Annotated in this window: 21 protein-coding genes and 3 pseudogenes; 13 read left to right on the plus strand and 11 right to left on the minus strand. The window is 61.7% G+C overall.

What is annotated here, in order from left to right; all coding sequences use genetic code 11:
• Positions 1 to 4: 4 nt before the first annotated feature.
• Together ACE4QZ_RS17385 and ACE4QZ_RS17390 are read right to left on the minus strand one after the other, a co-directional pair.
• On the minus strand, positions 5 to 1,123 hold the full coding sequence (locus ACE4QZ_RS17385) for a methyl-accepting chemotaxis protein (RefSeq protein WP_410480460.1): 1,119 nt from the start codon (positions 1,121 to 1,123) through the stop codon (positions 5 to 7).
• A 165-nt stretch (positions 1,124 to 1,288) separates the two neighbouring features.
• Positions 1,289 to 1,633: pseudogene (locus ACE4QZ_RS17390) on the minus strand (PAS domain-containing protein); the annotation flags it as partial.
• A gap of 202 nt (positions 1,634 to 1,835) precedes the next feature.
• On the opposite strand from ACE4QZ_RS17390, the gene ACE4QZ_RS17395 reads away from it, so the two are divergent.
• From ACE4QZ_RS17395 to ACE4QZ_RS17415, 5 genes are all read left to right on the plus strand, one after another.
• The gene (locus ACE4QZ_RS17395) at positions 1,836 to 2,150 is read left to right on the plus strand and encodes a helix-turn-helix domain-containing protein (protein ID WP_028697376.1); all 315 of its coding nucleotides are present in this window, start codon (positions 1,836 to 1,838) and stop codon (positions 2,148 to 2,150) included.
• Positions 2,151 to 2,377: 227 nt separating this feature from the next.
• Complete coding sequence (locus ACE4QZ_RS17400) at positions 2,378 to 3,688, plus strand: C4-dicarboxylate transporter DctA (RefSeq protein ID WP_021785512.1); 1,311 nt, start codon at positions 2,378 to 2,380, stop codon at positions 3,686 to 3,688.
• Positions 3,689 to 3,732: 44 nt separating this feature from the next.
• Entirely contained in the window at positions 3,733 to 4,431 is a 699-nt protein-coding gene (locus ACE4QZ_RS17405) for a FadR/GntR family transcriptional regulator (RefSeq protein WP_021785513.1), read from the plus strand.
• 16 nt (positions 4,432 to 4,447) lie between these two features.
• Positions 4,448 to 5,116 carry a GntR family transcriptional regulator gene (locus ACE4QZ_RS17410; protein WP_021785514.1) on the plus strand — a complete coding sequence of 223 codons (669 nt, stop codon included), beginning with the start codon at positions 4,448 to 4,450 and terminating at the stop codon, positions 5,114 to 5,116.
• A gap of 149 nt (positions 5,117 to 5,265) precedes the next feature.
• Entirely contained in the window at positions 5,266 to 6,315 is a 1,050-nt protein-coding gene (locus tag ACE4QZ_RS17415) for a hypothetical protein (protein WP_021785515.1), read from the plus strand.
• 39 nt (positions 6,316 to 6,354) lie between these two features.
• Here the strand turns inward: ACE4QZ_RS17415 and ACE4QZ_RS17420 are convergent, their stop codons facing one another.
• A complete protein-coding gene (locus ACE4QZ_RS17420) occupies positions 6,355 to 6,783 on the minus strand; it encodes a PACE efflux transporter (RefSeq protein WP_021785516.1) in 429 nt (142 codons plus the stop codon).
• Between the two features lie 102 nt (positions 6,784 to 6,885).
• On the opposite strand from ACE4QZ_RS17420, the gene ACE4QZ_RS17425 reads away from it, so the two are divergent.
• The 3 genes and pseudogenes from ACE4QZ_RS17425 to mcpA (ACE4QZ_RS17435) all read left to right on the plus strand — a co-directional run.
• The gene (locus ACE4QZ_RS17425; RefSeq protein WP_021785517.1) at positions 6,886 to 7,764 is read left to right on the plus strand and encodes a LysR family transcriptional regulator; all 879 of its coding nucleotides are present in this window, start codon (positions 6,886 to 6,888) and stop codon (positions 7,762 to 7,764) included.
• Positions 7,765 to 7,906: 142 nt separating this feature from the next.
• Positions 7,907 to 8,890: pseudogene (gene mcpA / locus ACE4QZ_RS17430) on the plus strand (methyl-accepting chemotaxis protein McpA); the annotation flags it as partial.
• Positions 8,891 to 9,196: 306 nt separating this feature from the next.
• Positions 9,197 to 9,793: pseudogene (gene mcpA / locus ACE4QZ_RS17435) on the plus strand (methyl-accepting chemotaxis protein McpA); the annotation flags it as partial.
• A 53-nt stretch (positions 9,794 to 9,846) separates the two neighbouring features.
• On the opposite strand, the gene ACE4QZ_RS17440 reads toward mcpA (ACE4QZ_RS17435), so the two are convergent.
• From ACE4QZ_RS17440 to ACE4QZ_RS17450, 3 genes are all read right to left on the minus strand, one after another.
• Entirely contained in the window at positions 9,847 to 10,911 is a 1,065-nt protein-coding gene (locus ACE4QZ_RS17440; protein WP_021785519.1) for a hypothetical protein, read from the minus strand.
• 112 nt (positions 10,912 to 11,023) lie between these two features.
• Positions 11,024 to 11,401, minus strand: coding sequence for a RidA family protein (locus tag ACE4QZ_RS17445; protein ID WP_021785520.1), 378 nt, complete (start codon positions 11,399 to 11,401; stop codon positions 11,024 to 11,026).
• A 12-nt stretch (positions 11,402 to 11,413) separates the two neighbouring features.
• Positions 11,414 to 12,550, minus strand: a complete 1,137-nt coding sequence (locus tag ACE4QZ_RS17450; protein WP_021785521.1) for an NAD(P)/FAD-dependent oxidoreductase — start codon at positions 12,548 to 12,550, stop codon at positions 11,414 to 11,416.
• A gap of 114 nt (positions 12,551 to 12,664) precedes the next feature.
• On the opposite strand from ACE4QZ_RS17450, the gene ACE4QZ_RS17455 reads away from it, so the two are divergent.
• Together ACE4QZ_RS17455 and ACE4QZ_RS17460 are read left to right on the plus strand one after the other, a co-directional pair.
• The gene (locus ACE4QZ_RS17455; RefSeq protein WP_021785522.1) at positions 12,665 to 13,258 is read left to right on the plus strand and encodes a helix-turn-helix domain-containing protein; all 594 of its coding nucleotides are present in this window, start codon (positions 12,665 to 12,667) and stop codon (positions 13,256 to 13,258) included.
• A gap of 124 nt (positions 13,259 to 13,382) precedes the next feature.
• A complete protein-coding gene (locus tag ACE4QZ_RS17460) occupies positions 13,383 to 14,168 on the plus strand; it encodes a sulfite exporter TauE/SafE family protein (protein ID WP_279935304.1) in 786 nt (261 codons plus the stop codon).
• A gap of 3 nt (positions 14,169 to 14,171) precedes the next feature.
• Here the strand turns inward: ACE4QZ_RS17460 and ACE4QZ_RS17465 are convergent, their stop codons facing one another.
• The 4 genes from ACE4QZ_RS17465 to ACE4QZ_RS17480 all read right to left on the minus strand — a co-directional run bounded on the left by ACE4QZ_RS17465 (position 14,172) and on the right by ACE4QZ_RS17480 (position 18,907).
• On the minus strand, positions 14,172 to 14,711 hold the full coding sequence (locus tag ACE4QZ_RS17465; RefSeq protein WP_021785524.1) for a histidine phosphatase family protein: 540 nt from the start codon (positions 14,709 to 14,711) through the stop codon (positions 14,172 to 14,174).
• A 116-nt stretch (positions 14,712 to 14,827) separates the two neighbouring features.
• Entirely contained in the window at positions 14,828 to 17,062 is a 2,235-nt protein-coding gene (locus tag ACE4QZ_RS17470; protein ID WP_021785525.1) for a TonB-dependent siderophore receptor, read from the minus strand.
• 445 nt (positions 17,063 to 17,507) lie between these two features.
• On the minus strand, positions 17,508 to 18,206 hold the full coding sequence (locus ACE4QZ_RS17475) for a type 1 glutamine amidotransferase domain-containing protein (RefSeq protein ID WP_021785526.1): 699 nt from the start codon (positions 18,204 to 18,206) through the stop codon (positions 17,508 to 17,510).
• Positions 18,207 to 18,283: 77 nt separating this feature from the next.
• Entirely contained in the window at positions 18,284 to 18,907 is a 624-nt protein-coding gene (locus ACE4QZ_RS17480) for a TetR/AcrR family transcriptional regulator (RefSeq protein ID WP_021785527.1), read from the minus strand.
• A 102-nt stretch (positions 18,908 to 19,009) separates the two neighbouring features.
• Here ACE4QZ_RS17480 and ACE4QZ_RS17485 point away from each other — a divergent pair, with 102 nt between their 5' ends.
• Positions 19,010 to 20,446: a coniferyl aldehyde dehydrogenase gene (locus ACE4QZ_RS17485; protein ID WP_021785528.1), complete on the plus strand. Its 1,437-nt coding sequence runs from the start codon at positions 19,010 to 19,012 to the stop codon at positions 20,444 to 20,446.
• A 265-nt stretch (positions 20,447 to 20,711) separates the two neighbouring features.
• Positions 20,712 to 21,614, plus strand: a complete 903-nt coding sequence (locus ACE4QZ_RS17490; protein WP_253249175.1) for an acetoacetate decarboxylase (ADC) — start codon at positions 20,712 to 20,714, stop codon at positions 21,612 to 21,614.
• A gap of 61 nt (positions 21,615 to 21,675) precedes the next feature.
• Here ACE4QZ_RS17490 and ACE4QZ_RS17495 read toward each other — a convergent pair whose 3' ends face one another.
• Positions 21,676 to 22,116 carry a MerR family transcriptional regulator gene (locus ACE4QZ_RS17495; RefSeq protein ID WP_021785530.1) on the minus strand — a complete coding sequence of 147 codons (441 nt, stop codon included), beginning with the start codon at positions 22,114 to 22,116 and terminating at the stop codon, positions 21,676 to 21,678.
• Positions 22,117 to 22,427: 311 nt separating this feature from the next.
• On the opposite strand from ACE4QZ_RS17495, the gene ACE4QZ_RS17500 reads away from it, so the two are divergent.
• Entirely contained in the window at positions 22,428 to 23,360 is a 933-nt protein-coding gene (locus ACE4QZ_RS17500) for an NAD-dependent epimerase/dehydratase family protein (protein WP_021785531.1), read from the plus strand.
• Positions 23,361 to 23,409: the final 49 nt, after the last annotated feature.

Raw genomic sequence — 23,409 nt, forward strand, 5'->3', positions numbered from 1 at the left:
TGCCTTAGCGGTTGAAGCGCTCCACCAGGGCGCGCAATCCGGCGCATACATGTTCCAGTTCGGTGCCGCGCGAGGCGGCGGCGTTGGCGCTGTGGGCGCTGTGCTGGGCAATACCGGCAACGCCGTTGATTTGCCGCGAAACGTCTTCTGCCACCGCCGACTGCTGCTGCGAGGCGGCGGCCATCTGCTGGCTCATATCGCTGATGCGCTGTACCGCGTCACGAATACCATGCAGCGCTTGCCGGGCCTCCTGCACCTGGACAACACCTTGCTCGGCACCGTCGATGCCGTGGCTGGCGATCGCCACGGCTTCCTCGGCGCCACTGCGCAAGGCATCGATTATGGCCTGGATGTGCAGGGTGGACTGGCGAGTCTTGTCGGCCAGTGCCCGCACCTCGTCGGCGACCACGGCAAAGCCGCGGCCCTGCTCACCCGCACGGGCTGCCTCGATGGCGGCGTTGAGGGCCAGCAGGTTGGTCTGCTCGGCAATGCCACGGATCATCCCGGCTGCCTCGGCGATGGCGCCAGTCTGACCAGCCAGGTGGCTGACCGCCTGGTTGATCTGCGCCACAGTGCTGGCCAAGTTACGAATGGCCGCACCGCTTGCATCGGCTACCTGGCTACCTTGTTCGGCCAGCAGGTGGGCCGTGTGTGCCTCGGCGGCGGTCAACTGCACGTGGTTGGCCACTTCGCCAATGGAGGCGGCCATCTGGTTCATTGCGGTGGCGCTCAGGTCGGTTTCGGCGCGCTGCTCCAGCAATGCCGCCTCGGTGCTGCGCGACAACTGCCCGGCATCGCGAGCAGCCACGGCCATTTGTCCGGCCAGGTCGCTTAGCCGCGTCAAGGCGGTTTTCAGACGTGCCTCTTCGCTGATCAGCATCAGTTGCAACTGCCCGGCAGCACCCGTCAGGTCGCTGTAGGTCAAGGCTGCAACCGGGTCGGCGAAGGCACCTTCGGCGCCCTGCACAATCTGCTGTAGCTGCCGCCCGAGGGCGTTGCGCGCCCACAGGCCGCAGGCCACGAACAGACCCAGGGTCAGCCCCTGCCCCACCAGACCGGGCCACAACTGGTTTGCGCCTACCGCCAGCAGCCCGCCGGCCAGTGGCAAGGCCAAGGCCTGCATCAGCAAGCTCAGCCGGCGCGACGCAGGCAATGCCGCCTGACCGTTGCGCAGCCGCGCATACAGCACTTCGGCACGGGCGACTTGCTCCCGCGTGGGGCATACGCGCACCGACTCGTAACCCACAACCCGACCTCCTTCGAGGATGGGCGTGACGTAAGCATTGACCCAGTAGTAGTCGCCGTTACGGCAGCGATTCTTGACGATACCCATCCAGCTCTTCCCGGCTTTCAGGTAGCGCCACATCAACTCGTACACCGCTGGCGGCATGTCCGGGTGGCGCACCAGGTTGTGCGGGCTGCCGATCAGTTCGGCCTCGCTGTAGCCACTGATGGCGGCAAACTCAGGGTTGCAGTAGGTGATCAGGCTGGCGGTATCGGTAGCAGAAATCAGCCGCTGATGAGGGGGGAAACGTTGCTCGACCGGGGTTACCGGCAAGTTGAGGCGCACGATGAGACTCCATTCAATGACAAGCCGGTATCCATTCATCGACGGCCACCGGAACCGATTCATGGCGATCAGTTCCAATAGGCAAAAGCGCTTCCTGCCGTTGAGGCACGAGGCCGAACGGCACAAGGAAGAGGACGATGACTAACCGGTCAGACCATGAATTCTACGAAATTCATCACATAAATAAAACAAAGGTGATCGATCATGGCGTTGCGCCACATGGATAGATATCGTTAAGTTCTTGATTCTAAATGGGAATTAAGCGATGACGAGATCAGCTTTGGGTATCGCCCTGCGCCGCTACCGCAAGCTGGCGGGCCTGACCCAGGCACAACTGGCCGAACGGACCGGCTTCGACCCCAAGACCATCAGCCGTTTCGAAACCAGCACCTACACCCCCAGCATCGATGCAATCTTGGCGTTTGCCCAGGTGCTGGGCGTCAAGCCCAAGGACTTCTTCGCAGAACCGGACGACGAAGAGGAGCAGCGCGCCTACCTGTTCGGCGTCATCCACAACGCCCCGCCTAAAGATCTTGGCAAGCTGATTGCAGCAGTTGACCAGGCACTGGCCAAGCCCTGAGCTATTTCACGCGCCCACTTTCACGGCACGCACCGATCTAGAGCATGGCAGGCCGGATTGCCCCACAACTGGTCAGACCGGTAAGGCCAAAAAACCTTGCAATCGAGGATTTTTCGCGCTTTTATGGCCTCGCGCTGAACAAACCGGTAAGACCACAATAATTAAGTCCTGCGCTCTTTCGCCCCGTGCGGCTACCGAAGCAAGGACACCGATCAGAGACTCCTCCCATGCTCAAATGGTGCTCGCGTTCGATTTTCCTGCAAGTCGTACTTGGCCTTGCCCTCGGCATCGCCTGCGGTCTGAGCTTCCCCGACCTCTCCCTGCAACTCAAACCCCTCGGCGACGGCTTCATCAAGCTGATCAAGATGCTCATCGGCCTGATCGTGTTCTGCGTGGTGGTCAGCGGCATTTCGGGTGCGGGCGACCTGAAAAAGGTCGGGCGCATCGGCCTGAAGTCGGTGATCTACTTCGAAGTGCTGACTACCCTCGCGCTGGTGATTGGCCTGGTGTTCGCCTTCAGCAGTGGCATTGGCAGCGGTGCCAATATTCACCTGGATCAACTGTCCGCCGCCGATGCCAACGGCCTGGCCGAGCGCGGCCAGCACATCCATGGCGCCACGGCGTTCTTCATGGACCTGATCCCCACCTCGGTGATCGGTGCATTCGCCGACAACAACATTCTTCAGGTGCTGCTGTTCTCGGTGCTGTTCGGCAGCGCGCTGAACCTGGTGGGTGACTCGGCCGCCGGCATCTCGCGACTGATCAATGAACTGAGCCATGTGATCTTCCGCATCATGGGCATGATCGTGCGCCTGGCGCCGATCGGCGTGTTCGGCGCCATCGCCTTCACCACCAGCAAGTATGGCCTGGAGTCGCTGCAGCACCTGGGCGGGCTGGTGGCGCTGTTCTACCTGACCTGTGCCGGCTTCGTACTGATCGTGCTGGGCACCGTCATGCGCTTGTCGGGCCTTAAACTGCTGCCGTTGATCAAGTACCTGCGTGAAGAGCTGACCATCGTCCTGGGCACCGCCTCTTCCGACGCCGTGCTGCCACAGATCATGCGCAAGCTTGAGCACCTGGGTATTGGCAGTTCAACGGTTGGCCTGGTGATCCCTACCGGCTACTCGTTCAACCTCGATGGTTTCTCCATTTACCTGACCCTGGCCATCGTGTTCATCGCCAACGCCACCGGCACGCCACTGGAAATGACCGACCTGCTGACCATCCTGCTGGTGTCGCTGGTGACTTCCAAGGGGGCTCACGGCATCCCAGGCTCGGCACTGGTGATTCTTGCCGCCACCCTGACTGCGGTACCGGCGATCCCTGTGGTAGGCCTGGTACTGGTGCTGGCGGTGGACTGGTTCATGGGTATCGGCCGGGCGTTGACCAACCTGATCGGCAACTGCGTAGCCACCGTGGCCATTGCCCGCTGGGAGAAGGACATTGACCTGGAGCGCGCGCAGAACGTGCTCGACGGCAAGCCTGGCTTTGCCCCCGCGCCACGCAAGCAACCCAACGCCCATCAACAGGAATTCTGAGCGAACGTGGCCGGCATTGACGCCGGCCCTTCCAGGAGCGAAACGTGATCAGCTCATCAACCGTCGTCAACTCAGTGGTGGAAAAACTCCGCCAGGCCCTGGCCCGCGGCCAATGGCGCACCGGCGACATGCTGCCCGGCCAGCGCGAACTGGCCGAACAACTGGGCATCAGCCGCCCCAGCCTGCGCGAAGCGGTAACCGTGCTGGAAACACTGGGCCTGGTGCGCTCGTTGCCCGGCAAGGGTGTGTTGGTGCTGGACGCCGATGCCCAGGCGTCGGGTGGGGAAGTCAGTGCCGCGGCCAGCCTGGCCGACGTACTGGAACTGCGCTACACACTCGAACCGTTCATCGTCGGCCTGGTGGCGCAATCGGCCAACAGCCAGGACATCGGCCAGCTGCGCCTGACCCTGATGGACATGCGCGAAGCGCTGGAGGCCGATGACAGCGAAGCCGGGGTCAAAGCCTACATTGCCTTCCATGAAGCGCTGTTCGCCCTGACCACCAACCCGATTTTCCAGAGCGTGGTGCAGCAAACCGGCAATGCCCTGAAGCAAAGCGCCGACATGCTGCGCAACTCGCCAGAGCACCTGGCCGCGCGGCTGAAGGAGAACGAAGCGGTGGTACGTGCCATTCGCGAACGCAGCAGCGCCCAGGCCAGTGCCCAGATGCGTCAGCATATCGTGGCCGAAGGGCTGCGCATGGGCATCGCGCTGAATATCCCGGACGAACATCCACATCCATGACCTCAGGAGAGTGACCATGAACGCCGCCCCCCACTTGCCTGCCCTGCTCGCGGCCGGCGAAACCCGTCTGTCGGCCGAGCAGATTTACCCGCGGCTGTTCGACGCCATTCTCGAACAGCGCCTGCCCCCGGGCAGCCTGTTGCCCGAGCAGGCGCTGGGCCATGCATTTGGTGTCAGCCGCACGGTGATCCGCCGCGTGCTCGGGCGCCTGTCCGACCAGCAGGTGGTGGTGCAGCGCCCCAGCCACACCGCCCATCTGGCCGCGCCTGACCCAGACCAGGCACGCCAGGTGCTCAGTGCCCGGCGCCTGGCCGAAACCACGCTGATCACACTGGCCGCGCAACGCGCCCGGCCGGCGCAGGTACGCCAGCTACGGCAACTGGTGGAGCGCGAGCGCCAGCACCATGAGAGTGGTGAACGCTGCGCGGCGATCCGCCTGGGCGGCGAGTTCCACCTGAAACTGGCGCAGGTAGCGGCCAATGCGCCGCTGGCGCGATTTCTCAATGGGCTGGTACCGATGACCTCGCTGATCATCGCTCGCTACGAATCGCCGTGCTGCGATCATTGCGCGTGGCAAGAGCATGCGGCGATCATCGATGCCGTGGAGCAAGGTGATGCCGAAGCGGCCTTGGGGTTGATGCACAGGCACCTTGACCGCCTGGAGGAAAAGCTGGACCTGGAATAATCCGATCAGACTACGCGATCGCTCCTGCTCAGGCCGCGTTCACGCACCATTTGCAGCTGCGCTGAGCGGGCGATGGGCTGCACAGCAGCCCCGATAACCCCACCCTATACTGCGAGAACCAGCCCAGCCTCTACCAGGGAGGCGGTCGCGTGAGTTCTCGAATCTTCCTGTTGCTATGCCTTCTACTGGCCTTCGGCGGTTGTGCCAGCAAGCGTCCCCCTGCCCCGCCCCCGCCCACAATACTCAGCCCTGCGGCGTGGCAACGCATCGATCAGGAACTGATCGACGCCTCGGCCGGCGCCGCCGGTTCGGCCAATGACTATGCCCGTCGCTCGATGCGGGTGTGGAAGGAGCAGGTGCAACAACGCACCGAGCGCGACTTCATCCCCTGGTTCACGGGTTACTGGACCCAGCAATGGCTCACCCTCAAGGTGGCCTGGTACAAGCTCGACAGCGGCGAGGGTCGGGAACCGGCAGAAAAACGCCTGGCCCTGTACCTGCAGGAGCAGTATCACGCGCGGGTGATCGAGCCGGTAGCCGAGCAGATCAACCCCGAGGGCATCCGTGACCGCGCCTGTGAACTGTATCTGCAACTGCTCGGCCAGCAACTGCCGGCCATCATCAGCCGTTACAACGCGCCGCCCGAGCAGTTCAGCCAGCGCCTCAACCGTATCCCCGCCATCGCCCTGGGGCCACCGGATGCGCGCAATGCCAGCCTCTATCAGCTGCTGCGGGCCAAGTCACTGGACCAGCAACCGGCCTGGCAAGCCATGCGCCAGCACTTGCATCAGCAGGCCAGCAAAGGCCCTGGCAGAACCGATGTCGGGCTTAACTCGGTGGCCACCCAGGCCAGCGAAAAGCTCGGCGCCACCCTGGCGCCACGCGGTATCGCCAGTGCCGTGGCATCGGCAGTGGGCAAGGTGGCGGGGGCGATGATTTCGATTGCTACGGCCGGTTACGGGATGATGACACATGACCGTGAACACCCGCAGATGGTCGAACAGCTGCGGGTGATTCTCAACGTGGCGTTGAACCAGGAATGGCAGGAGTTGATGGAGAACCGCCAGAGCGGCGCCATGGCGGGGGTCTATTACCTGTCGGGGCAGGTTGAGGACAGCTTGCTGGCCAGTGCGCCGCGGCCGATGGAACAGCAGGTTGAGCAGCAGCAGGCGCCTTTGATCATTCGCCTGCCACCTTAGTGGCGGCCTGTGCTGGCTTGTTCGCCGCGCAAGGCTATATCAAGCTGCAGCCAGGGCAGAGCGTGGCAAACCAAACACCCGATCAAACGCCCAGTTGTAGGCAAAGGTGTAGCACGGCACCAGGATGATGAACGCCATATCCACCAGCAGCGCCTCCAGCAATGTCATGTCCAGCCACCAGGCAATCAGCGGAATCAAGTACACCACCAGGGTCAACTGGAAGCCGATGGCATGCACCACCCGCCGCGCCACGCTGCGCCCCCGCTTGGCCTGGCGGCTCTCCCAGTACTCGAACAGGGTGTTATAGACCAGGTTCCAGAGCATGGCGATGGTGGTGATCATCACCGCCAGCGGCCCGGTATGGGAGGCCTGCGTATCTGACAGGTAGGCCAGCCCAAGGGTCGACATGCACAGCCCGATCAGTTCATAGAAAGTCACGTAGACCAGCTTGCGTTTCAATCCCTGCACCGAGGGTTACCTCCAAAGACAAAAAGCGACGGGGGCGATCATGCTTCAATACACTTGACAGCAAAAGTCAGCAGCTATCAGATTAACTGACAGGAGGCTGCCATGAACTTTTCCAGCGACAACATCCAGCTGTTTCTGGCCGTGCTCGACCACGGCTCGTTTTCTTCCGCGGCGCGCGCCCTCAAGCGGGTGCCTTCAGCGGTGAGCATGGCCATTGGCAACCTTGAGGCAGACCTTGGCTACAGCCTGTTTGAACGCGGCCCGCGTGAAGTTCGCCCAACCGCACAGGCCTTGGCCCTGAAGCCACACGCCAGGCTGATTGCCGAACAACTGGGGCTGCTGCAGGTTCATGCCCTGGAGCTGTCCCAAGGGCTGGAGAGCAGCCTGACCCTGGCCGTGGTACCCGACATCGATCACCGCCCGCTGCTGGCGGCCATCGCCAACCTCGGTGAGCGCTACCCGTTGCTGGACATTGCCCTGCTCAGCGCTCCGCAGGAAGAGGCCCTGCACTTGCTGGACAGCGGCCGTGCCGACCTCTGTGTAGCCTTTGCCGGTTTGCAGGTCGATGCCCGACGCGGCTTCCAGCACATTGGCATGGAGTCGCTGGTAGCCACCCTGTCGCCGGCCCACCCGGCATTGCGTGAGGGGCGTATCCACTACCTTGAAGACCTGACGCAGGTGCGTCAGATTCTGGTGCGCAGCCGCGACCTGCCGCTGGCTGACCCTCGCCCGCTGATCGGTGCCACGCACTGGTCCAGCGACAGCTTCGACCTGGCTTTGCAGATGGTGGAAGCGGGCCTGGGCTGGGGCGATCTGCCGTTGTCGCGGGTCGCGCCGCTGCTGGCCAGCGGGCGTCTGATACGCCTGGAGTTCCGCAATACACGCAACGAGTTGCAACTGCCCGTGCATATCCTGTGGCGCAAACAACAGCCGCTGCAGCAGGCCGCCCGCCTGCTGATCGAGCAGTTGGCTGACCAGTGACTGCCGTCCGTCGCAACGTCTGTAAGAATTTTCTCTAAGCACTTCAATCTTTTACCCCTTGAGCCGATATCTCGGGCGACAGGCCTCGCATCGCGTCATGAGCGCGCTGCGACCTCCCCTCATTGGCTCAAGGTCTCGAAACATGAACCTGAAATTTCGCCACAAGATCCTGCTCAGCGCCTGCGGCGTCGTGGTTTTGGCATTTGCCCTGTTCACGCTCTACAACGACTACCTGCAACGCAACACCATCCGCCAGAACATTGAAGCCTCGGTGCAGCAGGCCGGGGCACTGACCGCCAGCAGCGTCCAGAACTGGATGAGCGGGCGCATCCTGGTGCTGGAAAACCTGGCCCAGGACATCGGCCAGCAAGGTGCCGGCGATACTCTGGCAGGGCTGATCGAGCAGCCGTCCTACACGCGTAATTTCCTGTTCACCTACTTGGGCCAGGCCAACGGCGTATTCACCCAGCGCCCGGATACCCAGATGCCCGCCGGTTACGACCCGCGCCAGCGCCCTTGGTACGGCGCCGCCGCCAGCGCCGGGCAGACCGTGCTGACCGCCCCGTACCAAGGTGCAGTCGGTGGCCTGATGGTGACCATCGCCACCCCGGTGAAGAGCAAGCGCAATGGCGAACTGATCGGTGTTGTCGGCGGTGACGTGACCCTCGATACCCTCGTCGAGATCATCAACTCGGTCGACTTCGGCGGCATCGGTCACGCCTTCCTGGCCGACGCCAATGGCCAGGTGATAGTCAGCCCCAACAAAGACCAGGTGATGAAGAACCTCAAGGACATCTACCCAGGCAGCAACCTGCGGGTCGCCGCCGGCATGCAGGATGTCACGCTCGACGGCCAGGACCGCATCATCTCGTTCGCCCCGGTGGCCGGCCTGCCTTCGGCGCAGTGGTACATCGGGCTGTCGATCGACAGGGACAAGGCCTATGCCGCGCTCAGCCAGTTCCGCACCTCGGCGATCATCGCCATGCTGATCGCCGTGGCCGCGATTGCCGGCCTGCTCGGCCTGTTGATTCCTGTGCTGATGAGCCCGCTGACCACCATGGGCCGCGCCATGCGCGACATCGCCGAGGGTGAAGGTGACCTTACCCGCCGCCTGGCCGTGCAGAACAAGGACGAGTTCGGCGAGCTGGCTACCTCGTTCAACCGCTTTGTCGAGCGCATCCATGCCTCGATCAGCGAAGTGTCCTCGGCCACCCGCCTGGTACATGACCTTTCGGAGAAAGTGGTCAGCGCCTCCAATGCGTCGATCAGCGGCTCTGAAGAACAGAGCATGCGCACCAACAGCGTCGCTGCGGCCATCAACGAACTGGGCGCCGCCACCCAGGAAATCGCCCGCAACGCCGCAGATGCTTCGCAACATGCCAGCGGTGCCAGCGAGCAGGCGCACGGTGGCCGTGAAGTGGTTGAAGAAGCCATCAGCGCCATGACTGCCCTGTCACAACGGATCAGCGAGTCGTGCGCGCAAATCGAAACCCTCAACGCCAGCACCGACGAAATCGGCAAGATCCTCGACGTGATCAAGGGCATTTCTCAGCAGACCAACCTGCTGGCACTGAACGCGGCCATTGAAGCAGCTCGTGCGGGTGAAGCCGGCCGTGGCTTTGCCGTGGTGGCCGACGAAGTGCGTAACCTGGCGCACCGTACCCAGGAGTCGGCGGAAGAAATCCACCGCATGATCACCAGCCTGCAGGTCGGCTCGCGCGAAGCGGTGCATACCATGAACACCAGCCAGGTCTCCAGCGAGCAGACCGTGCAGGTGGCCAACCAGGCCGGCGAACGCCTGGCCAGCGTAACCCAGCGCATTGGCGAGATCGATGGCATGAACCAGTCGGTGGCGACAGCGACCGAAGAACAGACCGCCGTGGTCGAGAGCCTCAACCTGGACATCACCCAGATCAACGCCCTGAACCAGCAGGGGGTGGAGAACCTCAACGAGACCCTGCGCCATTGCGACCAACTGGCCCAGCAGGCCGGGCGTTTGAAGCAGTTGGTGGGCAGCTTCAGGATTTAAACGCCGGGTTCAGGCGGCAACGGCCTATGCCTGTTGTCGCCTGAACCGGCCCCTTATGCAGCCACTGCCTTCGCAGCCTTGCCCCGCCGTACCCAGGCCAGCAGCACCGCCGCCATCAGCACAAAGCCCAGGTAGCCAAACAACGGGTACACTTCGCCCACCAGGCTGATGAACCCCACCAGGCTACAGGCGAACGCCACCACCCCGGTCACCACCGAGCCCCAGCGGAACGTCGTCGTGCCCGCCGGTAACAGCCGCGAGAGGAAGGAAAACAGCGTGCCCACCGCGGTGTTGACGATCATGCCGAAGATGATCAGGCACATCACCAGCCCCAGCAGTGGTGACACCTCGTTGGCAATCGACAGCATCGGCATCGGCTGGTCGGCCACACTGTCCAGGCGCGACAACAGCCCGGCACTCATCACCAGCATCAGGCCGCCAAGTGCCGCACCGCCGAGCAGGCCTCCCCACACCGCCGCTTTCTCGCCCTTGGCCGAACCGCCCAGGATGGCCAGGATCGGCGCGCCCGCCACGATGTTATACGACACATACAGGAACGCACCCAGCAACCAATGACGGGTGCCGGCCTGTTGCTGGCTAGCCACCTGATCGAGCGCGGCAAAGCTCTGCTCGCGGGTGATCACGGCATACAGCGCTATCGCTGAAGCCACCAGGATCAGCAAGGGGGTGATCGCGCCGATTGCAAGAATCATCCTGCGCACGTCCAGGCACACGATGCCGACCACCACCAGCGTCACCAGCACGCTGCCGGTCAGGGCCGGGATGCCGAACTGCTGCTCCAGCAATGCACCACCGCCGGCCAGCATGACCACGGTGACGGCGAACATGAAAAAGGTGATCAACCAGTCGACGAACATGCCCAGGTGACGGCCGCAGATGGCCAGGATCACATCCTTGTGCGAGGTGGCCTGCTGGCGATTGCCCAGCCCCGCCAACGCCATGCCGAGGAAGGTGAACAAGGCGGCACTGACCAACGCGCCAGCCAACCCCCACACGCCGAAATCGACAAAGAACAACAACAGTTCCCGCCCTGAAGCGAACCCCGCCCCCACGATCACGCCGACAAATGCGCCGGCAATCTTCAGCTGCTCTTGCATGTGAACCTCTGGATTTATTGTTGTTTTTTCATTGCCGTCGCATACCTGTCGCAGGGGCGGCCTTGCAGCCCATCACGACACACGGTCGCCTCTACACGGGCGCTTTGCCCGGTCAGGCGTCGCCGACGAACGCCTGCACTTCGATCTCCACATCCACGCCCAGGGCCAACGCCGAAGCCACGGTGGAGCGCACCGGTAGCGCCGCGCCGAAGAACGTCTTGTACACCTCGTTGAAGCCGGCGAAATGGCGCATGTCCGACAGCCAGACCGTGACCTTTACCACCTGGTCGAAACGCGCACCACAGGCCGCCAGGCTTTCGGCGATGCGCTCGCAGGCAGCACGGGTCTGAGTCTGGATATCACCGCGCACCACTTCGCCGTCGGTGTTCATCGGCACCTGCCCGGAGAGGAACAGAAAGCCACCGGCCTTTACCGCGCGGGAAAACGGGAACGGCAGGCTACTGGGGAAACGCTGAATGTCATTGCTCATGGGATGCTCCTTTCAGGGTTGCTGGAAACGGGCCGGGGACAGGCGATCGGGCGCCACGCCCTGGCTGACAAGGTCGGGACACAAGGGCTGGCCCAGCAGCAGATCGGCGGCCAGGCGCGAGGCGCCCGCTGCCGACTGGATGCCATAGCCTCCCTGGGCCGCCAGCCAGAAAAACGCGGGTGCATGCGCATCGAAACCGATCACCAGGTCGCCATCGGCAACGAACGAACGCAGCCCGGCCCAGGTGTGGCTGGGGCGGCGGATCGCCAGGGTGGTCATGGCTTCAATGTTGTAAATACCCAAGGCCACGTCGAACTCCTCGGGCGCGGCATCCTGTGGCTCAACCGGGTCGGCATTGGCTGGCGACCCCAACAGTTGGCCGGCATCAGGCTTGAAGTAGAAGCTTTCATCGACGCCAATCACCGCCGGCCAGCGGGCAAAGTTTTGCTCTGCCGGGCCGGGGAAGGTGAAGGCGCTACGGCGGCACGGTTGCAAGCCGATACGCGCCACCCCGCACTGCTCGGCCACACGGTCCGCCCAGGCCCCTGCAGCATTGACCAGGCGGCGGGCCTGCAGCCGGCTGCCATCCGCCAACTCCACCTGCCACATGCCGTCCAGGTACCAGGCCTTGATCAGCTCGGCGTTACAGCGCAGTTCACCGCCAGCAGTGCGATAACCACGCAAGAAGCCTTGGTGCAAGGCATGTACATCAAGGTCCATCGCACCCGGCTCAAGCACCGCGCCGGCCAAGGCTTCGCCACGCAAGCTGGGTACCAGTGCCAAGGCCGCGTCCCGGTCAAGCAGGCTGACTTCTGTGCCATTGGCCAGGTTCTGCGCGTAGGTTTGCTCAAGCAGTTCACGCTGCTCCAGGCCGGCCACATACAGACAACCTCGCGGCTCCAGCAGCGGGTGCTCGCAGAAGCCCGGCGGTGGCGCTTCGTAGAAGGCCCGGCTGGCGCGGGTCAGCGCCTGGATCTGTGGGGTGCCGTAAGCCTCCATGAACATGGCCGCCGAACGCCCGGTGGAATGGTAGCCAGGCTGCGATTCACGCTCGAGCAACAGCACACGCTGCTCGCCGGCCAGGCGATAGCCCAGTGAGGCGCCGGCAATGCCAGCACCGATGATCAGGGTGTCGTAGGTCGGGGTCATGCACGCTCCTGCCAGCCAATTATCATTTATGAGAATTCTAATATATGAGAATTTAGAAATGCGCAAGTGTCCAAGGTAAGATGCCCGACCACCGCCGCATGCCGAGATCCCTGAATGCCCGCAGCTCTACCCCAGCTTGACCGTGCCGTCGTCGGCCAGCGTCTGCGCCAGGTGCGCAAGGCTCGCCAGATGACCCTCAAGCAATTGTCCGAAGCCAGTGGCGTGCCGCTGTCCACGTTGTCGAAGATGGAACTGGCGCAGGTGTCGGTCAGCTATGAAAAACTCGCCGCTGCTGCGCGGGCGCTGAATGTCGATATTGCCCAGCTGTTTCGCGCCAGTGGTACGGTCAGCGCGCCGGTGCCGGTGACCGTGGTGGTCGATTCACTGCCCGCTGCGGCGGGCTATTCGACCGGCACCTACGACTATTATCCGATTGCCGGGGACTTCCCCGGACGGTGCATGACACCGGCCTATGCCCGCATCATGGCCCGCGAGCGCGGCCAGTTCGACGACTTTATCCGCCACCCCGGGCAAGAATTCGCTCTGGTGCTGAGTGGGCGCGTGCGCATCGAGTTCGAGACCGGAGAAGCGGTGAGTATCGGGCCGCAGGAGACGGCGTATTTCGACAGCCAGGTGGGCCACATCTACCTGTCGGAAAGCGATGACGGTGGTGATGCCCATGTCATGGTAGTGATGACTGATCGTTGATCGGGCGCACCTGCCAAGGCAAGCGCGGTTATAACCTAATAACGAACAAGTCTATTTGGCTATAAAAAAATCTATATGCTGACTGGCATCCGATAACGGGCAAAGTTGGGCAGTCGAGTAGCGTATGGATGTAGGTTCTTTCGGTTTTACCATTGCTGGCCTGGTCGTGGGCTTCATCGTCGGTATGACCGGCGTCGGTGGCGGCTCGCTGATGACCCCGATCCTGTTGTGGTTTGGCATCCACCCGGCGACCGCTGTCGGCACCGACCTGCTGTATGCAGCGATCAGCAAGGCCAGTGGTGTCTGGGTGCACGCGCGCAACAAGAACATCGACTGGAAGATCACCGGCCTGCTCAGCATGGGCAGCGTGCCCGCAGCGGCGCTGACCCTGTGGTTCCTCAGCACCCTGCACACCGATACCTCGGCGCTCAACGCCATCATCAAGCAAGGCCTGGCGGTGGTGCTGATCCTGACCGCGCTGGCCATCCTGTTCAAATCGCGCCTGCAGGCCTTCGCCAGCCGCCACGCCGGTGATCACTACCACCTCAGCAACCGCAGCCTGAACACCCTCACAGTGCTGACCGGCGTGGTGCTTGGGGTAATGGTCACCCTCACCTCCATCGGTGCTGGCGCCCTGGGTACGGTGGCGCTGTTCCTGCTGTACCCGTTCCTGGTCACCCGTCGCCTGGTCGGTACCGAAATTGCCCACGCCGTGCCACTGACCTTGGTAGCAGGCCTGGGCCACGCGGGCATGGGCAACATGGATTGGTCGCTGCTGGGCTATCTGCTGCTGGGCTCGCTGCCGGGCATCTATCTGGGTAGCCACCTCACCGGGCGAATTTCCGACCGCGTGCTGCGCCCTTGCCTGGCAGCGATGCTGCTGCTGATCGGTTACAAGCTGGCGTTCTGAGCCTTAGCCCAGGCGCAACCGCCACTGCCCGGTAAAGCTCAGTTCCAGGCGTGACAACGGCAGCACGTCGATACGCTGCCCGGCACTCAACGGACACCCTAGCACCTGTACCAGCATGGCCCGTATAACCATCGGGTGGGTCACCGCCAGCCAGTCACCCGGCCTGTCGAAGGCCGCCAGCCAGGCGGCCAGGCGCTGGCATAGCGCAGTGAACGACTCGCCACCATGCACGGCACTGGCCGGATCCTGCAGCCATTCTGCCAACGCCTGCGGTTGCTCGGCTTGCAGCTGTTTCAGCGACAAACCCTGCCAACGCCCGAGGTCACAATCGGCCAATCCCGGCTCGATCTGTACCGCCCCCGTTAACCACGCCGCCGTCTCGCAGGCCCGCCGCTCTGGCGCACTCAGCAACTGCGCGCCTGAACGGTCGGCGCCTGACTCTTGCTCTAGCGGCAGGATGCCATCGTCAGAATGGTGCAGGCGCCCGGTCTTCTGGGCCTGGGTCAGGGCATGGCAGATCAGGGTCAGGCGGACGGCTTTCACCAGGCATTTCTCGCAGCGGGCTGGGGCGCATGGTTTAGCATGCTGCGAGACTTTTGGCTGCAACAATGTCGTCGACCCGACTTGCCCGCGTATGGGCCGCACAGCAGCCCCTCGGATCAGAAGCTGATATTCAGCGCAGCAAACAACGCCCTGCCCGGCTGGTTATACGTGTTTGCCCCCGAGCTGCTGGCATTGCCGCCACGCAGGATCTGCTTGTCGAACACGTTGTTCACACCTACACGCACATCGTAGTTGGCGTTGAACCTGTACCCGGCGCTCACGTCCACCAGGCCATAGGCCTCGACGTCCTGCTGGGCGGTCTTGTCGTAGTCCTGCTGGGTGCGGTAGTTGTAGGTCGGTGATTTCTGCTTGCCGAAGTAAGTACCTGCCAGCTGGAATGACAATTGTTCGGTGGCGCGCCAGTCGAGGCTGGTGTTGACGGTGTATTCCGGGATCACCGACAGCGGCTCGCCCGTTTCGCGATTATCGTTGTCGAGCATCCAGGTCAGGTTGGTGTTCCAGTCCAGGGTCGGAGTCACCTCGATGAAGAAGTTGCCTTCGACACCTTCCACCCGCGCCTTGCCAGCGTTGTCCCACTGCGTCACGCGGCTGCCGGTACCTATGGTGTAAAGCACATCGGTATCACCGATGATCTTGTTCTTGTAGTCGTTGCGGAAGTAGGTGGCACTGGTGCGCCAGGTACCACGGTCGTACAGCAGGCCGATTTCCTTGTTGACGCTGATCTCGGGCTTGAGGTCGGCGTTGCCCTGCAGGTAACAGCCACCATTGTTGGTCTGTTGCACGCTGCAGCCATTACCGCGGCTGTACAGCAGGTAGTTGGGGTTGGACTGGTACAGGTTCGGAACCTTGTAGGCACGGGCGATGCCGCCTTTTACCGACAGCGCTTCGGTGAGCTTGTGCGACAGGTTCAGGCTGGGGCTGAAGTTGTCACCGAAGGTTTCGTGGTGGTCGAAACGCAGGCCCGGCGTAAGGGTGGTGTCGCCAACGATGATGTTGTCTTCGACAAACAGCGCATAGCTGCGTGCGGTCATCTTCGAGCTGCTGCGATCGAAGCCGACAAGGCCGTCATTGTTGGCGGGGTCGGAGCTTTGCGGGCGCAACGAACCTTGGTCGTTGAGGGCTTCGTACAGGTACTCGCCGCCCACGGTAAGCACATGTTCTGCGCTGCCCATGGCGAACGGCAGGTTCACTTCACTGCTCAAACGTGTGTTGCGCAAACGTGACATGGCCCCACCTTCGTCGTTGGGGGCACCTTCGGTGCGGCCTGCCAGGCCCTCGTTCAGGCGCCAGTTGCGCACGTACTCGTAGGCCAGCGTGGTCTTGCTGGTACCCCAGGTGAAATCACCGAGGTGGGTCAGGTCGTAAGTACTGCGCTGCATCACGTTGGTTTCGTGGCCGTAGAGGCTGGAGACGAAGTCGACGTCGCCGCCGCCGTTGCTGTTCATGGTGTCACCGGCAAAAATGTTGCCCTGACGGCTGTAGCCGGCACTGGCTTCCAGGCGGTGCTCGTCGTTCAGTTTCCAGCTCAGCAGGCCGTTGATGTCCTTGTTGCGCACCCCCTCCCGCCCCGCTACCAGGGCGCTGGTGGCATGCCCGGCGTTGATGTCCAGATCGTCGGCGTCAGTCTTGGCCAGGCCGCCGTACAGGCGGAAACCAAGGTTATCGGTCAGGCCGCCACCTAGGTTGAAGTTGGCTCGGCGGCTGGCGCCTTCCGCGCTGTCTTCGGGCAGCTGCGTGTACAGGCTGACGCTGCCTTTCAGCTCGTCGGAAGGGCGCTTGGTGATGATGTTGACCACCCCGCCCATGGCGCCGGAGCCGTAGCGTGCGGCGGCCGGGCCACGCAAGATCTCGATGCGCTCGACCGCTTCGGCCGGCACCCAGTTGGTTTCACCCCGAGTATCACGGTCACCGTTCCAACCATAGCGCACGGCGTTACGCGCACTGGATGGCTTGCCGTCGATGAGGATCAGCGTGTTTTCCGGGCCCATGCCGCGCAGGTCGATCTGGCGGTTGTTTCCGCGTGCGCCACTGGCACTGTTGCCGGTCAGGTTAACCCCAGGCTCGCGACGGATGATGTCGGACAGGTCATTGGCTGGCGGGTGGCGCTTGATGTCTTCGGCGGTGATGATCGACGTGCCCAGGGCCTGTCGCGCCTCGCGCTCGGCGGTGATCAGGGTGTCCTGGATCACCAGTGCGTTGTCGGCGACGGGCACTTCCAGTACCTCACCCGCACGTCGCTCCTCGGACTCTGCCGCGGTCGCCATCATGGCCGGCGACGCCAGCGCGACGAACGCCAGGGCCAGGCTGTTGGGTGAAGTTCTACACTGCATGGGTACATCTCCTGCGATTCATGAGCGAAAAGGCACATCCCTGTCGGAAACCGGGAGCCCTCGCCCACCGGCCCCGCACACTCAGTCTGGCGGCCAACAGGGTTGGTAAATATAGAGAATCGCAAATGCGAGTAAATCTTACTTACGAAGTTTACATGTTTGTAACTGAACTTTGCTGAACCCTGATCTTTGGCATCGCGAGGCTTACCCGCCCCGCTGTGAGAGCAACTGTCTTGCTCAACATTTGAAAGGCGTGCGCGGTCGCCTGCAAGGAGCGGGTTTACCCGCGTGGCGGCGGCAACAGTGAACGGCTGGTGGAAATTGCCGGCAGGCCTGGCCCTTTCGCGGGTGAACCCGCTCCTACAAAGGCCTGTGCCGAATCACCGTAGTGTCAGACGTACCACTCTATGGCGAAGACGTCGTTCCTCTCGTTAAGCGAGGGATCTCACGCAGTCTTCTCCTGTAACAGTGCAGCTACCTGCTCGGCAGTTGCTTTGGCAGATTGTGGGTTCTGGCCTGTCACCAAGCGGCCATCGACGACCACATTGGAAGTGAATGGCAAGAGTGCTTTCTCGTAGCGCGCCCCACGGCGTTTCATTTCTTGCTCGGCATTGTATGGGACCTTGCTCGCCACGCCCGCCAGCACTTCTTCGATCCAGGCATAGCCCGTCAGACGACGCCCCTCGACCAGGAGACGACCATCAGACAGCCGAGTATTGAGCAACCCGCAATAGCCATGGCAAACCGAAGAGACAACGCCACCACGCTCGTAGATCTCGCGGGTCAGTCGCTGCAAACCATCGTCCTCAGGGAAGTCCCACATCACCGCATGGCCACCGGTAAAATAGATGGCGTCGAAGTCTGATGACACTAACGCTTGCGGACTTGAGGTGTTGGCAAGACGTGCCATTGCCGCCGGGTCGTTCAACCAGGCTTTGGCCGTGCCATCGAGCAATGGCCACTTGAGCGAACGCGGCTCGAGTGGGGATTTTCCACCCTGCGGGCTCACCAAGTGCTGTTCGTAACCTCTGCCAGCGAACACATGCCAGGCATGCGTCAGCTCACTCAACCACAACCCCGTGGGATGACTTGGGTCGCTGTAATGGGCAACGTTGGTAACGACGTGCAGGATGCGTTTGGTCATGCCTGAGTACCTGATCGTAGGTGGTTGGGCCAAGCATCGCCTTCATACGGGCGAGCAGTTCTCTGTAGAGTCGCAGGTCATCGAGCCGTCTGATCACTGACCAACCCGTCAAGCAAGGTCGTCAAGGCATCCTCAATGGCATGGTCGCCGACCTTCGCCGGCACCAACCGGCTATCGATCGAAAGCAGGGTCAACCCGTGAAGGTGCGCCCAGCTTGCGGTGGCCTGTCCCAGGGCAGAACGGGCGCGGATCGTACCCTCCTCCTGACCACGCTCCAGCACCTCGATCACCAGGTAGAACGGTGCCTGGGCTCGGGGGTCGACATGGATCTGCGCGGGGTCTCCCGCCTGTGTCGAAAACATCAACCGGTACAAATCCGGATTTTCCTCGCCAAACGCCAGGTAGGCGTAGGCCATCGCCCGCAAGCGCTCTGGTGCTGACATCGCTGGCCCCATCGCGTCTTGCATCGCCGCATTCAATCGCTCGAAGCCCAGTAGCGCCAACTCGTGGAGCAGCGCCCCCTTGTCCGGAAAATGCCGATATGGCGCCGAGTGGCTCACCTGGGCTCGCCGGGCTATTTCGCGCAAGGTGAATTGCCAGCCTTGCTGTTCTTTCAGGGTTGCCAAAGCAGTGTCGATGATGGTGCGGCGCAAATCGCCATGGTGGTAGGGCTTTGCTTCGCAAATTTCATCGGCTGACATACGGCTGCTCCCCTCATGTTGACAGTGAAAACATTGTCTTCCTATGATCGGCGGAAATCAAGTTTACAGTGTCTACATTGCAATAACCTTGAGAGGTGCAAGATGACTATCGCCGCAACGTCCATCCCGGCTATCTACGCCGCAACCACGCTGGAGCAGCAGCGTCGTGCGTTTCTCAATGACGGGCCACCCGGTTTTGAGCGACGCAAAACCAACCTGGTCAAGTTGCGCGCGGCTGTGCTTGCCCATCGCCGCGACGTGGAAGAAGCGATCAGCGCCGATTTCGGCAACCGCTCAAGGCATGAGACAGACATCATGGAACTGCTTGGCGTGGTCCAGTCGATCGACTACCTGCTGCGGCACCTGCGCCGTTTCATGAAACCCGAGCGTCGTCACGTCGCGGCGTTTCACCGCACTGGCCGCGCGCATGTGGAGTACCAGCCCAAAGGCGTGATCGGCGTCATGGCGCCGTGGAACTACCCAATAGCGTTGACCTTCATCCCCCTGGCCACCGCACTGGCGGCTGGCAATCGGGTGATGATCAAGCCCTCCGAACTGACGCCACGCACCAGTGAGCTGATTCAGCGCATTCTGGTGGGCAGTTTTACCGTCGAAGAGGTGGCGGTGATACTCGGCGGCCCTGAGACAGGCGCAAGCTTCAGCGCTCTCCCCTTCGACCACCTATTGTTCACCGGCAGTACCCAGGTTGGCCGGATGGTAATGCGGGCGGCGAGTGACAACCTTGTGCCGCTGACCCTTGAACTGGGCGGCAAAAGCCCTGTGATCGTGGCCCCAGGGCATGCCGGACGCAGCACCCTCGACAGCATCGTCTTCGGCAAACTGGCCAACGCCGGCCAGACCTGCGTGGCACCGGACTACGCGCTGGTCCATGAGGATGACCTGGATGAATTCATCTCCCAGTACTGTGCGGCTGTCGCCCGTGGTTATCCGCAAGGCCCGACCAGCCCGGACTACACCTCCATCGTCAGCGACAGGCACTACACGCGGTTGCAGTCGCTGGTCGAAGACGCCCGCACCAGGGGCGCCAAGGTGATCGAGACTGGCGTGACGCCAGAGCGCGCGACAGAGCGACCGCGGACACTGGCTCCGGTGCTGATCGTGGGGGCTGGTGACGATGCACGGGTCATGCACGAAGAAATCTTCGGGCCTTTGCTACCCGTGCGTACCTACCGCTCCCTCGACGAAGCTATTGGCTATATCAATGCCAGGCCACGTCCGCTGGCGCTCTACTACTTCGGCAATGTGGGGGCCGACAGCGAAGCGCTGCTCAGGTGCACCACCTCCGGCAACGTCGGCATCAACAACACCCTGATGCACGTCGCGGTGGACGACCTGCCGTTCGGGGGCGTGGGTCCCAGTGGCATGGGGGCTTACCACGGTATCGAGGGTTTTCGCTCGATGAGCCATGCCAAGGGCGTGTTCGTCCAAGGTCGCTGGAACTTGCCAAAGCTGCTCCGGGCACCATTCGGAAAACTGGCTGATTTTGCCCTCGCCTTCACCCTGCGGCCCCGCCCCTGACACCACGCCCAGTAGCTGGAAAAGCGGCTCTTTGGCGCCTTGACATTAAAGTTAAGTTTAAAGTTAAGGTGCATGTGTAAGGTCCATCTAGTTCGCCGCCAAGCGAGATGCCTGGTCGCATTCATCAATGCGTGATGCAATTCACCGGAGAGACTGAAAAGTGAAACTCGGAACCGTCGCCGCAGTGGCAGGTGCACTCCTGACCCCCATCGCCAACGCCACCCTGGCGGACACGACCGGCATCCCCAAACATGCCGAAACCGCGATGATAGAGATCGCAGGCCACCAGGTACCCGTCGTCAAAGGCGGTTTGTACGACCGATACCGCTCCAACCCTCCCCTGTCGGTGATCCAGGCCGAAGCGCAAGGCATGGACCTCAGTTGGTTCAAAGGCCTGGAAAAGACCAAGGTCGATATGGGCTTCGAGTCGTACTCGCCCAACTTCTACTACAAGAACAGCCGGTTTACAGCCGTTTACACCGCAGACCTCGATCGCCTGCGCGAGCTGATGCCTGCCGAAGTACTCAAGCAGGTTCAACCCTTGCAAGTTTGGCCGGGCCGCGGCCTGATCGCTTTCACGGCTTACACCTACGATTATTGCGACAACGACAGCTACAACGAAATTGCCTTGTCGATCATCACCAACAAACCAGGCAAGTCCAATCTCGGGCCATTCAGCTTGATCGGGCAATCCATGTCCAAGGACTTTTGGGGCTACGTGCTCAAATTGCCGGTGAATACCGAGCTTGCCCGTGTCCGTGGCGTAGTGGGCTACAACCTGCCGAAATGGCTGACAGAGATCAACCGCCGAGAGGACGCCGCGACCGTATCCTATGACATCGTCGACGCGCAAACTGGCAATATCGATGTCGTCTTTAGGGTAAAAAAGCTCGAGGACGTATCCAATGAAGCCGACCTGGTGACTAACAGCTTCACCAACCTCGATCACGCTGGACAGCTGAGTTATGGCTATGCGACGTCTCGGCAGACCCGTCATGGATCGAGCATGAGCGCTGACTCGGCTCACCTGGTGCTCGGCGACGGTAGCCTGTCGACGTACATCCGTTCTTTAAAGTTGGGCAAGATGGTGAAATACGAATACGTGCCCGAGTTCCAGAGCGCCCTCTATGCTCCAAAGCCGCTGGCAGCATTGAATAGCGGTAACTGAACGCTCTATCAGCGCCGGCCCCTGAGCCGGCGCCCTGCTCCGCATCAGACGCTGGCATGCTTCACTTGGCAGGTGAAGCGCCCACCTTGTTCAAAGCGATGTCTTCGCGCAGACGGCCAAGCACCCGTTGGGTGTTGTCTACGCACGGCATGCCGTCTGGCTTGCTTTCAATGCCGTCGATCACCATCAGCAACTGTTCCTTGTTGCGAGCCAAGCGTTGCTGCAGCACCTCGATCTCCTCGACCTTGCGCTTCAACCCGGAAAGTAGCTCGTCATGACGCCAACCTTGCGAACTCATCGGCAACAGGTGCCGGATTTCTTCCAGGGTAAACCCTGCTGCCTGGGCGCTGGTGATCATCTCCAGTATCCAGACGGCATCATCGGAATAGTCGCGGTAGCCATTGGCCTTGCGCTCAACTGATTGAATCAGCCCACTTGCCTCGTAGAAACGAATGCGCGAAGCGGCAAGACCCGTGATTTTCGCAAGCGCTCCAATCCTCATACCACACCTTCACAGAAGTTCTGACCTTGAAGCTCACTTTAACCCCCGGGCACCCGAGAGCCAACTTCCATTACGGATCTCCAATTGGGCCTGATCAAATCGGCCCAACCCGCCATCCCGCTCCTACTCTTACGATAAGGACTTGACCTTAAAGTTTACTTTAAGCCTAAGGTAAATATCTGGGCTACATGGACTTTGCTGTACCGCGCCCAAGGGCGACAGCCACAGCGTCGCGCCCGGCATACGTAAACGGGCCATCATCATCGCAGTTAGTAGAGAGAAACCTTCTACCGAGGTTTCCAGGAGACCAAATGCAAACCGTTTTAGGCGCAACTGGCCAGATCGCCATAGAGCTGGCACGGGAACTGAACCGGACATTTACCGAAGATATCAGGCTAGTCAGCCGTAATCCGCGCAAAGTCAGCGACTCTGACACGCTGATTGCGGCGGACCTGCTAGACGCCAGCCAGGCGGCCAAGGCAGTCAAGGGTAGCAGCATCGTTTATTTCACAGCCGGACTCCCGCCAGATACACAGCTTTGGGAAACGCAGTTTCCAGTGATGCTGCGGAACGCGCTTGATGCGGCTCGCGCATCCGATGCCAGCTTCGTCTATTTCGACAACACGTATATGTACCCGCAGGATGATCGTCTGCTGACGGAGGACACGCCCTTCGAACCGGTCGGTCGTAAAGGGCAGGTTCGTGCGCGAATGGCATCGATGGTGTTGCAGGAGATGGCGCGAGGCGACATTCCTGTGGTCATAGGGCGAGCTCCAGAGTTCTATGGGCCCGGCAAAACGCAGAGCATTACCAATACCCTGGTCCTCGACAACATGAAGGCCGGCAAGACGCCACGCGTCCCTGTGCGAGACGATACTCAGCGAACACTCATCTGGACGCCGGATGCAAGCCGGGCACTGGCAGCGCTGGGGAACACGCCAGATGCGTTCGGGCAAACCTGGCACCTGCCCTGTGACGATGAGCGGCTGACCTACAAACAACTTGTCACGCTGGCTTCTCAGATCTCTGGCAAGGACGCTACTTATAAAATTCTAGGCAAATTGACCCTGACAGCTGTAGGCCTGATATCCAAGCAAGTTCGTGAGCTGCGGGAGCTGCTGCCACGGTACGAGCACGACAACCTGTTCGACTCTTCGAAGTACAAGCAGCGTTTTCCCGATTTCAAAGTCACGACTTACCATCAAGGGCTCACTCAGATCTTCAATGTGTCTGGTAGCTGCTGAGACGGCTCCATAGCGAGGGTTGAAGTCGATGACGCATTGGAGATGGCGG

The organism is Pseudomonas sp. DCA-1, assembly GCF_046523955.1.
Lineage (GTDB): Bacteria > Pseudomonadota > Gammaproteobacteria > Pseudomonadales > Pseudomonadaceae > Aquipseudomonas > Aquipseudomonas putida_Y.

Bases quoted from the DNA above. Each gene is read 5' to 3' on its own strand.
- ACE4QZ_RS17485 (WP_021785528.1), top strand. From the start codon at position 19,010: ATGACTATCGCCGCAACGTCCATCCCGGCTATCTACGCCGCAACCACG.
- ACE4QZ_RS17455 (WP_021785522.1), top strand. From the start codon at position 12,665: ATGCCCGCAGCTCTACCCCAGCTTGACCGTGCCGTCGTCGGCCAGCGT.
- ACE4QZ_RS17445 (WP_021785520.1), bottom strand. From the start codon at position 11,401: ATGAGCAATGACATTCAGCGTTTCCCCAGTAGCCTGCCGTTCCCGTTT.
- ACE4QZ_RS17410 (WP_021785514.1), top strand. From the start codon at position 4,448: ATGAACGCCGCCCCCCACTTGCCTGCCCTGCTCGCGGCCGGCGAAACC.
- ACE4QZ_RS17460 (WP_279935304.1), top strand. From the start codon at position 13,383: ATGGATGTAGGTTCTTTCGGTTTTACCATTGCTGGCCTGGTCGTGGGC.
- ACE4QZ_RS17400 (WP_021785512.1), top strand. From the start codon at position 2,378: ATGCTCAAATGGTGCTCGCGTTCGATTTTCCTGCAAGTCGTACTTGGC.
- ACE4QZ_RS17495 (WP_021785530.1), bottom strand. From the start codon at position 22,116: ATGAGGATTGGAGCGCTTGCGAAAATCACGGGTCTTGCCGCTTCGCGC.
- ACE4QZ_RS17385 (WP_410480460.1), bottom strand. From the start codon at position 1,123: ATGCAGGCCTTGGCCTTGCCACTGGCCGGCGGGCTGCTGGCGGTAGGC.
- ACE4QZ_RS17395 (WP_028697376.1), top strand. From the start codon at position 1,836: ATGACGAGATCAGCTTTGGGTATCGCCCTGCGCCGCTACCGCAAGCTG.
- ACE4QZ_RS17500 (WP_021785531.1), top strand. From the start codon at position 22,428: ATGCAAACCGTTTTAGGCGCAACTGGCCAGATCGCCATAGAGCTGGCA.
- ACE4QZ_RS17450 (WP_021785521.1), bottom strand. From the start codon at position 12,550: ATGACCCCGACCTACGACACCCTGATCATCGGTGCTGGCATTGCCGGC.
- ACE4QZ_RS17480 (WP_021785527.1), bottom strand. From the start codon at position 18,907: ATGTCAGCCGATGAAATTTGCGAAGCAAAGCCCTACCACCATGGCGAT.
- ACE4QZ_RS17440 (WP_021785519.1), bottom strand. From the start codon at position 10,911: ATGCAAGAGCAGCTGAAGATTGCCGGCGCATTTGTCGGCGTGATCGTG.
- ACE4QZ_RS17425 (WP_021785517.1), top strand. From the start codon at position 6,886: ATGAACTTTTCCAGCGACAACATCCAGCTGTTTCTGGCCGTGCTCGAC.
- ACE4QZ_RS17490 (WP_253249175.1), top strand. From the start codon at position 20,712: ATGATAGAGATCGCAGGCCACCAGGTACCCGTCGTCAAAGGCGGTTTG.
- ACE4QZ_RS17470 (WP_021785525.1), bottom strand. From the start codon at position 17,062: ATGCAGTGTAGAACTTCACCCAACAGCCTGGCCCTGGCGTTCGTCGCG.
- ACE4QZ_RS17475 (WP_021785526.1), bottom strand. From the start codon at position 18,206: ATGACCAAACGCATCCTGCACGTCGTTACCAACGTTGCCCATTACAGC.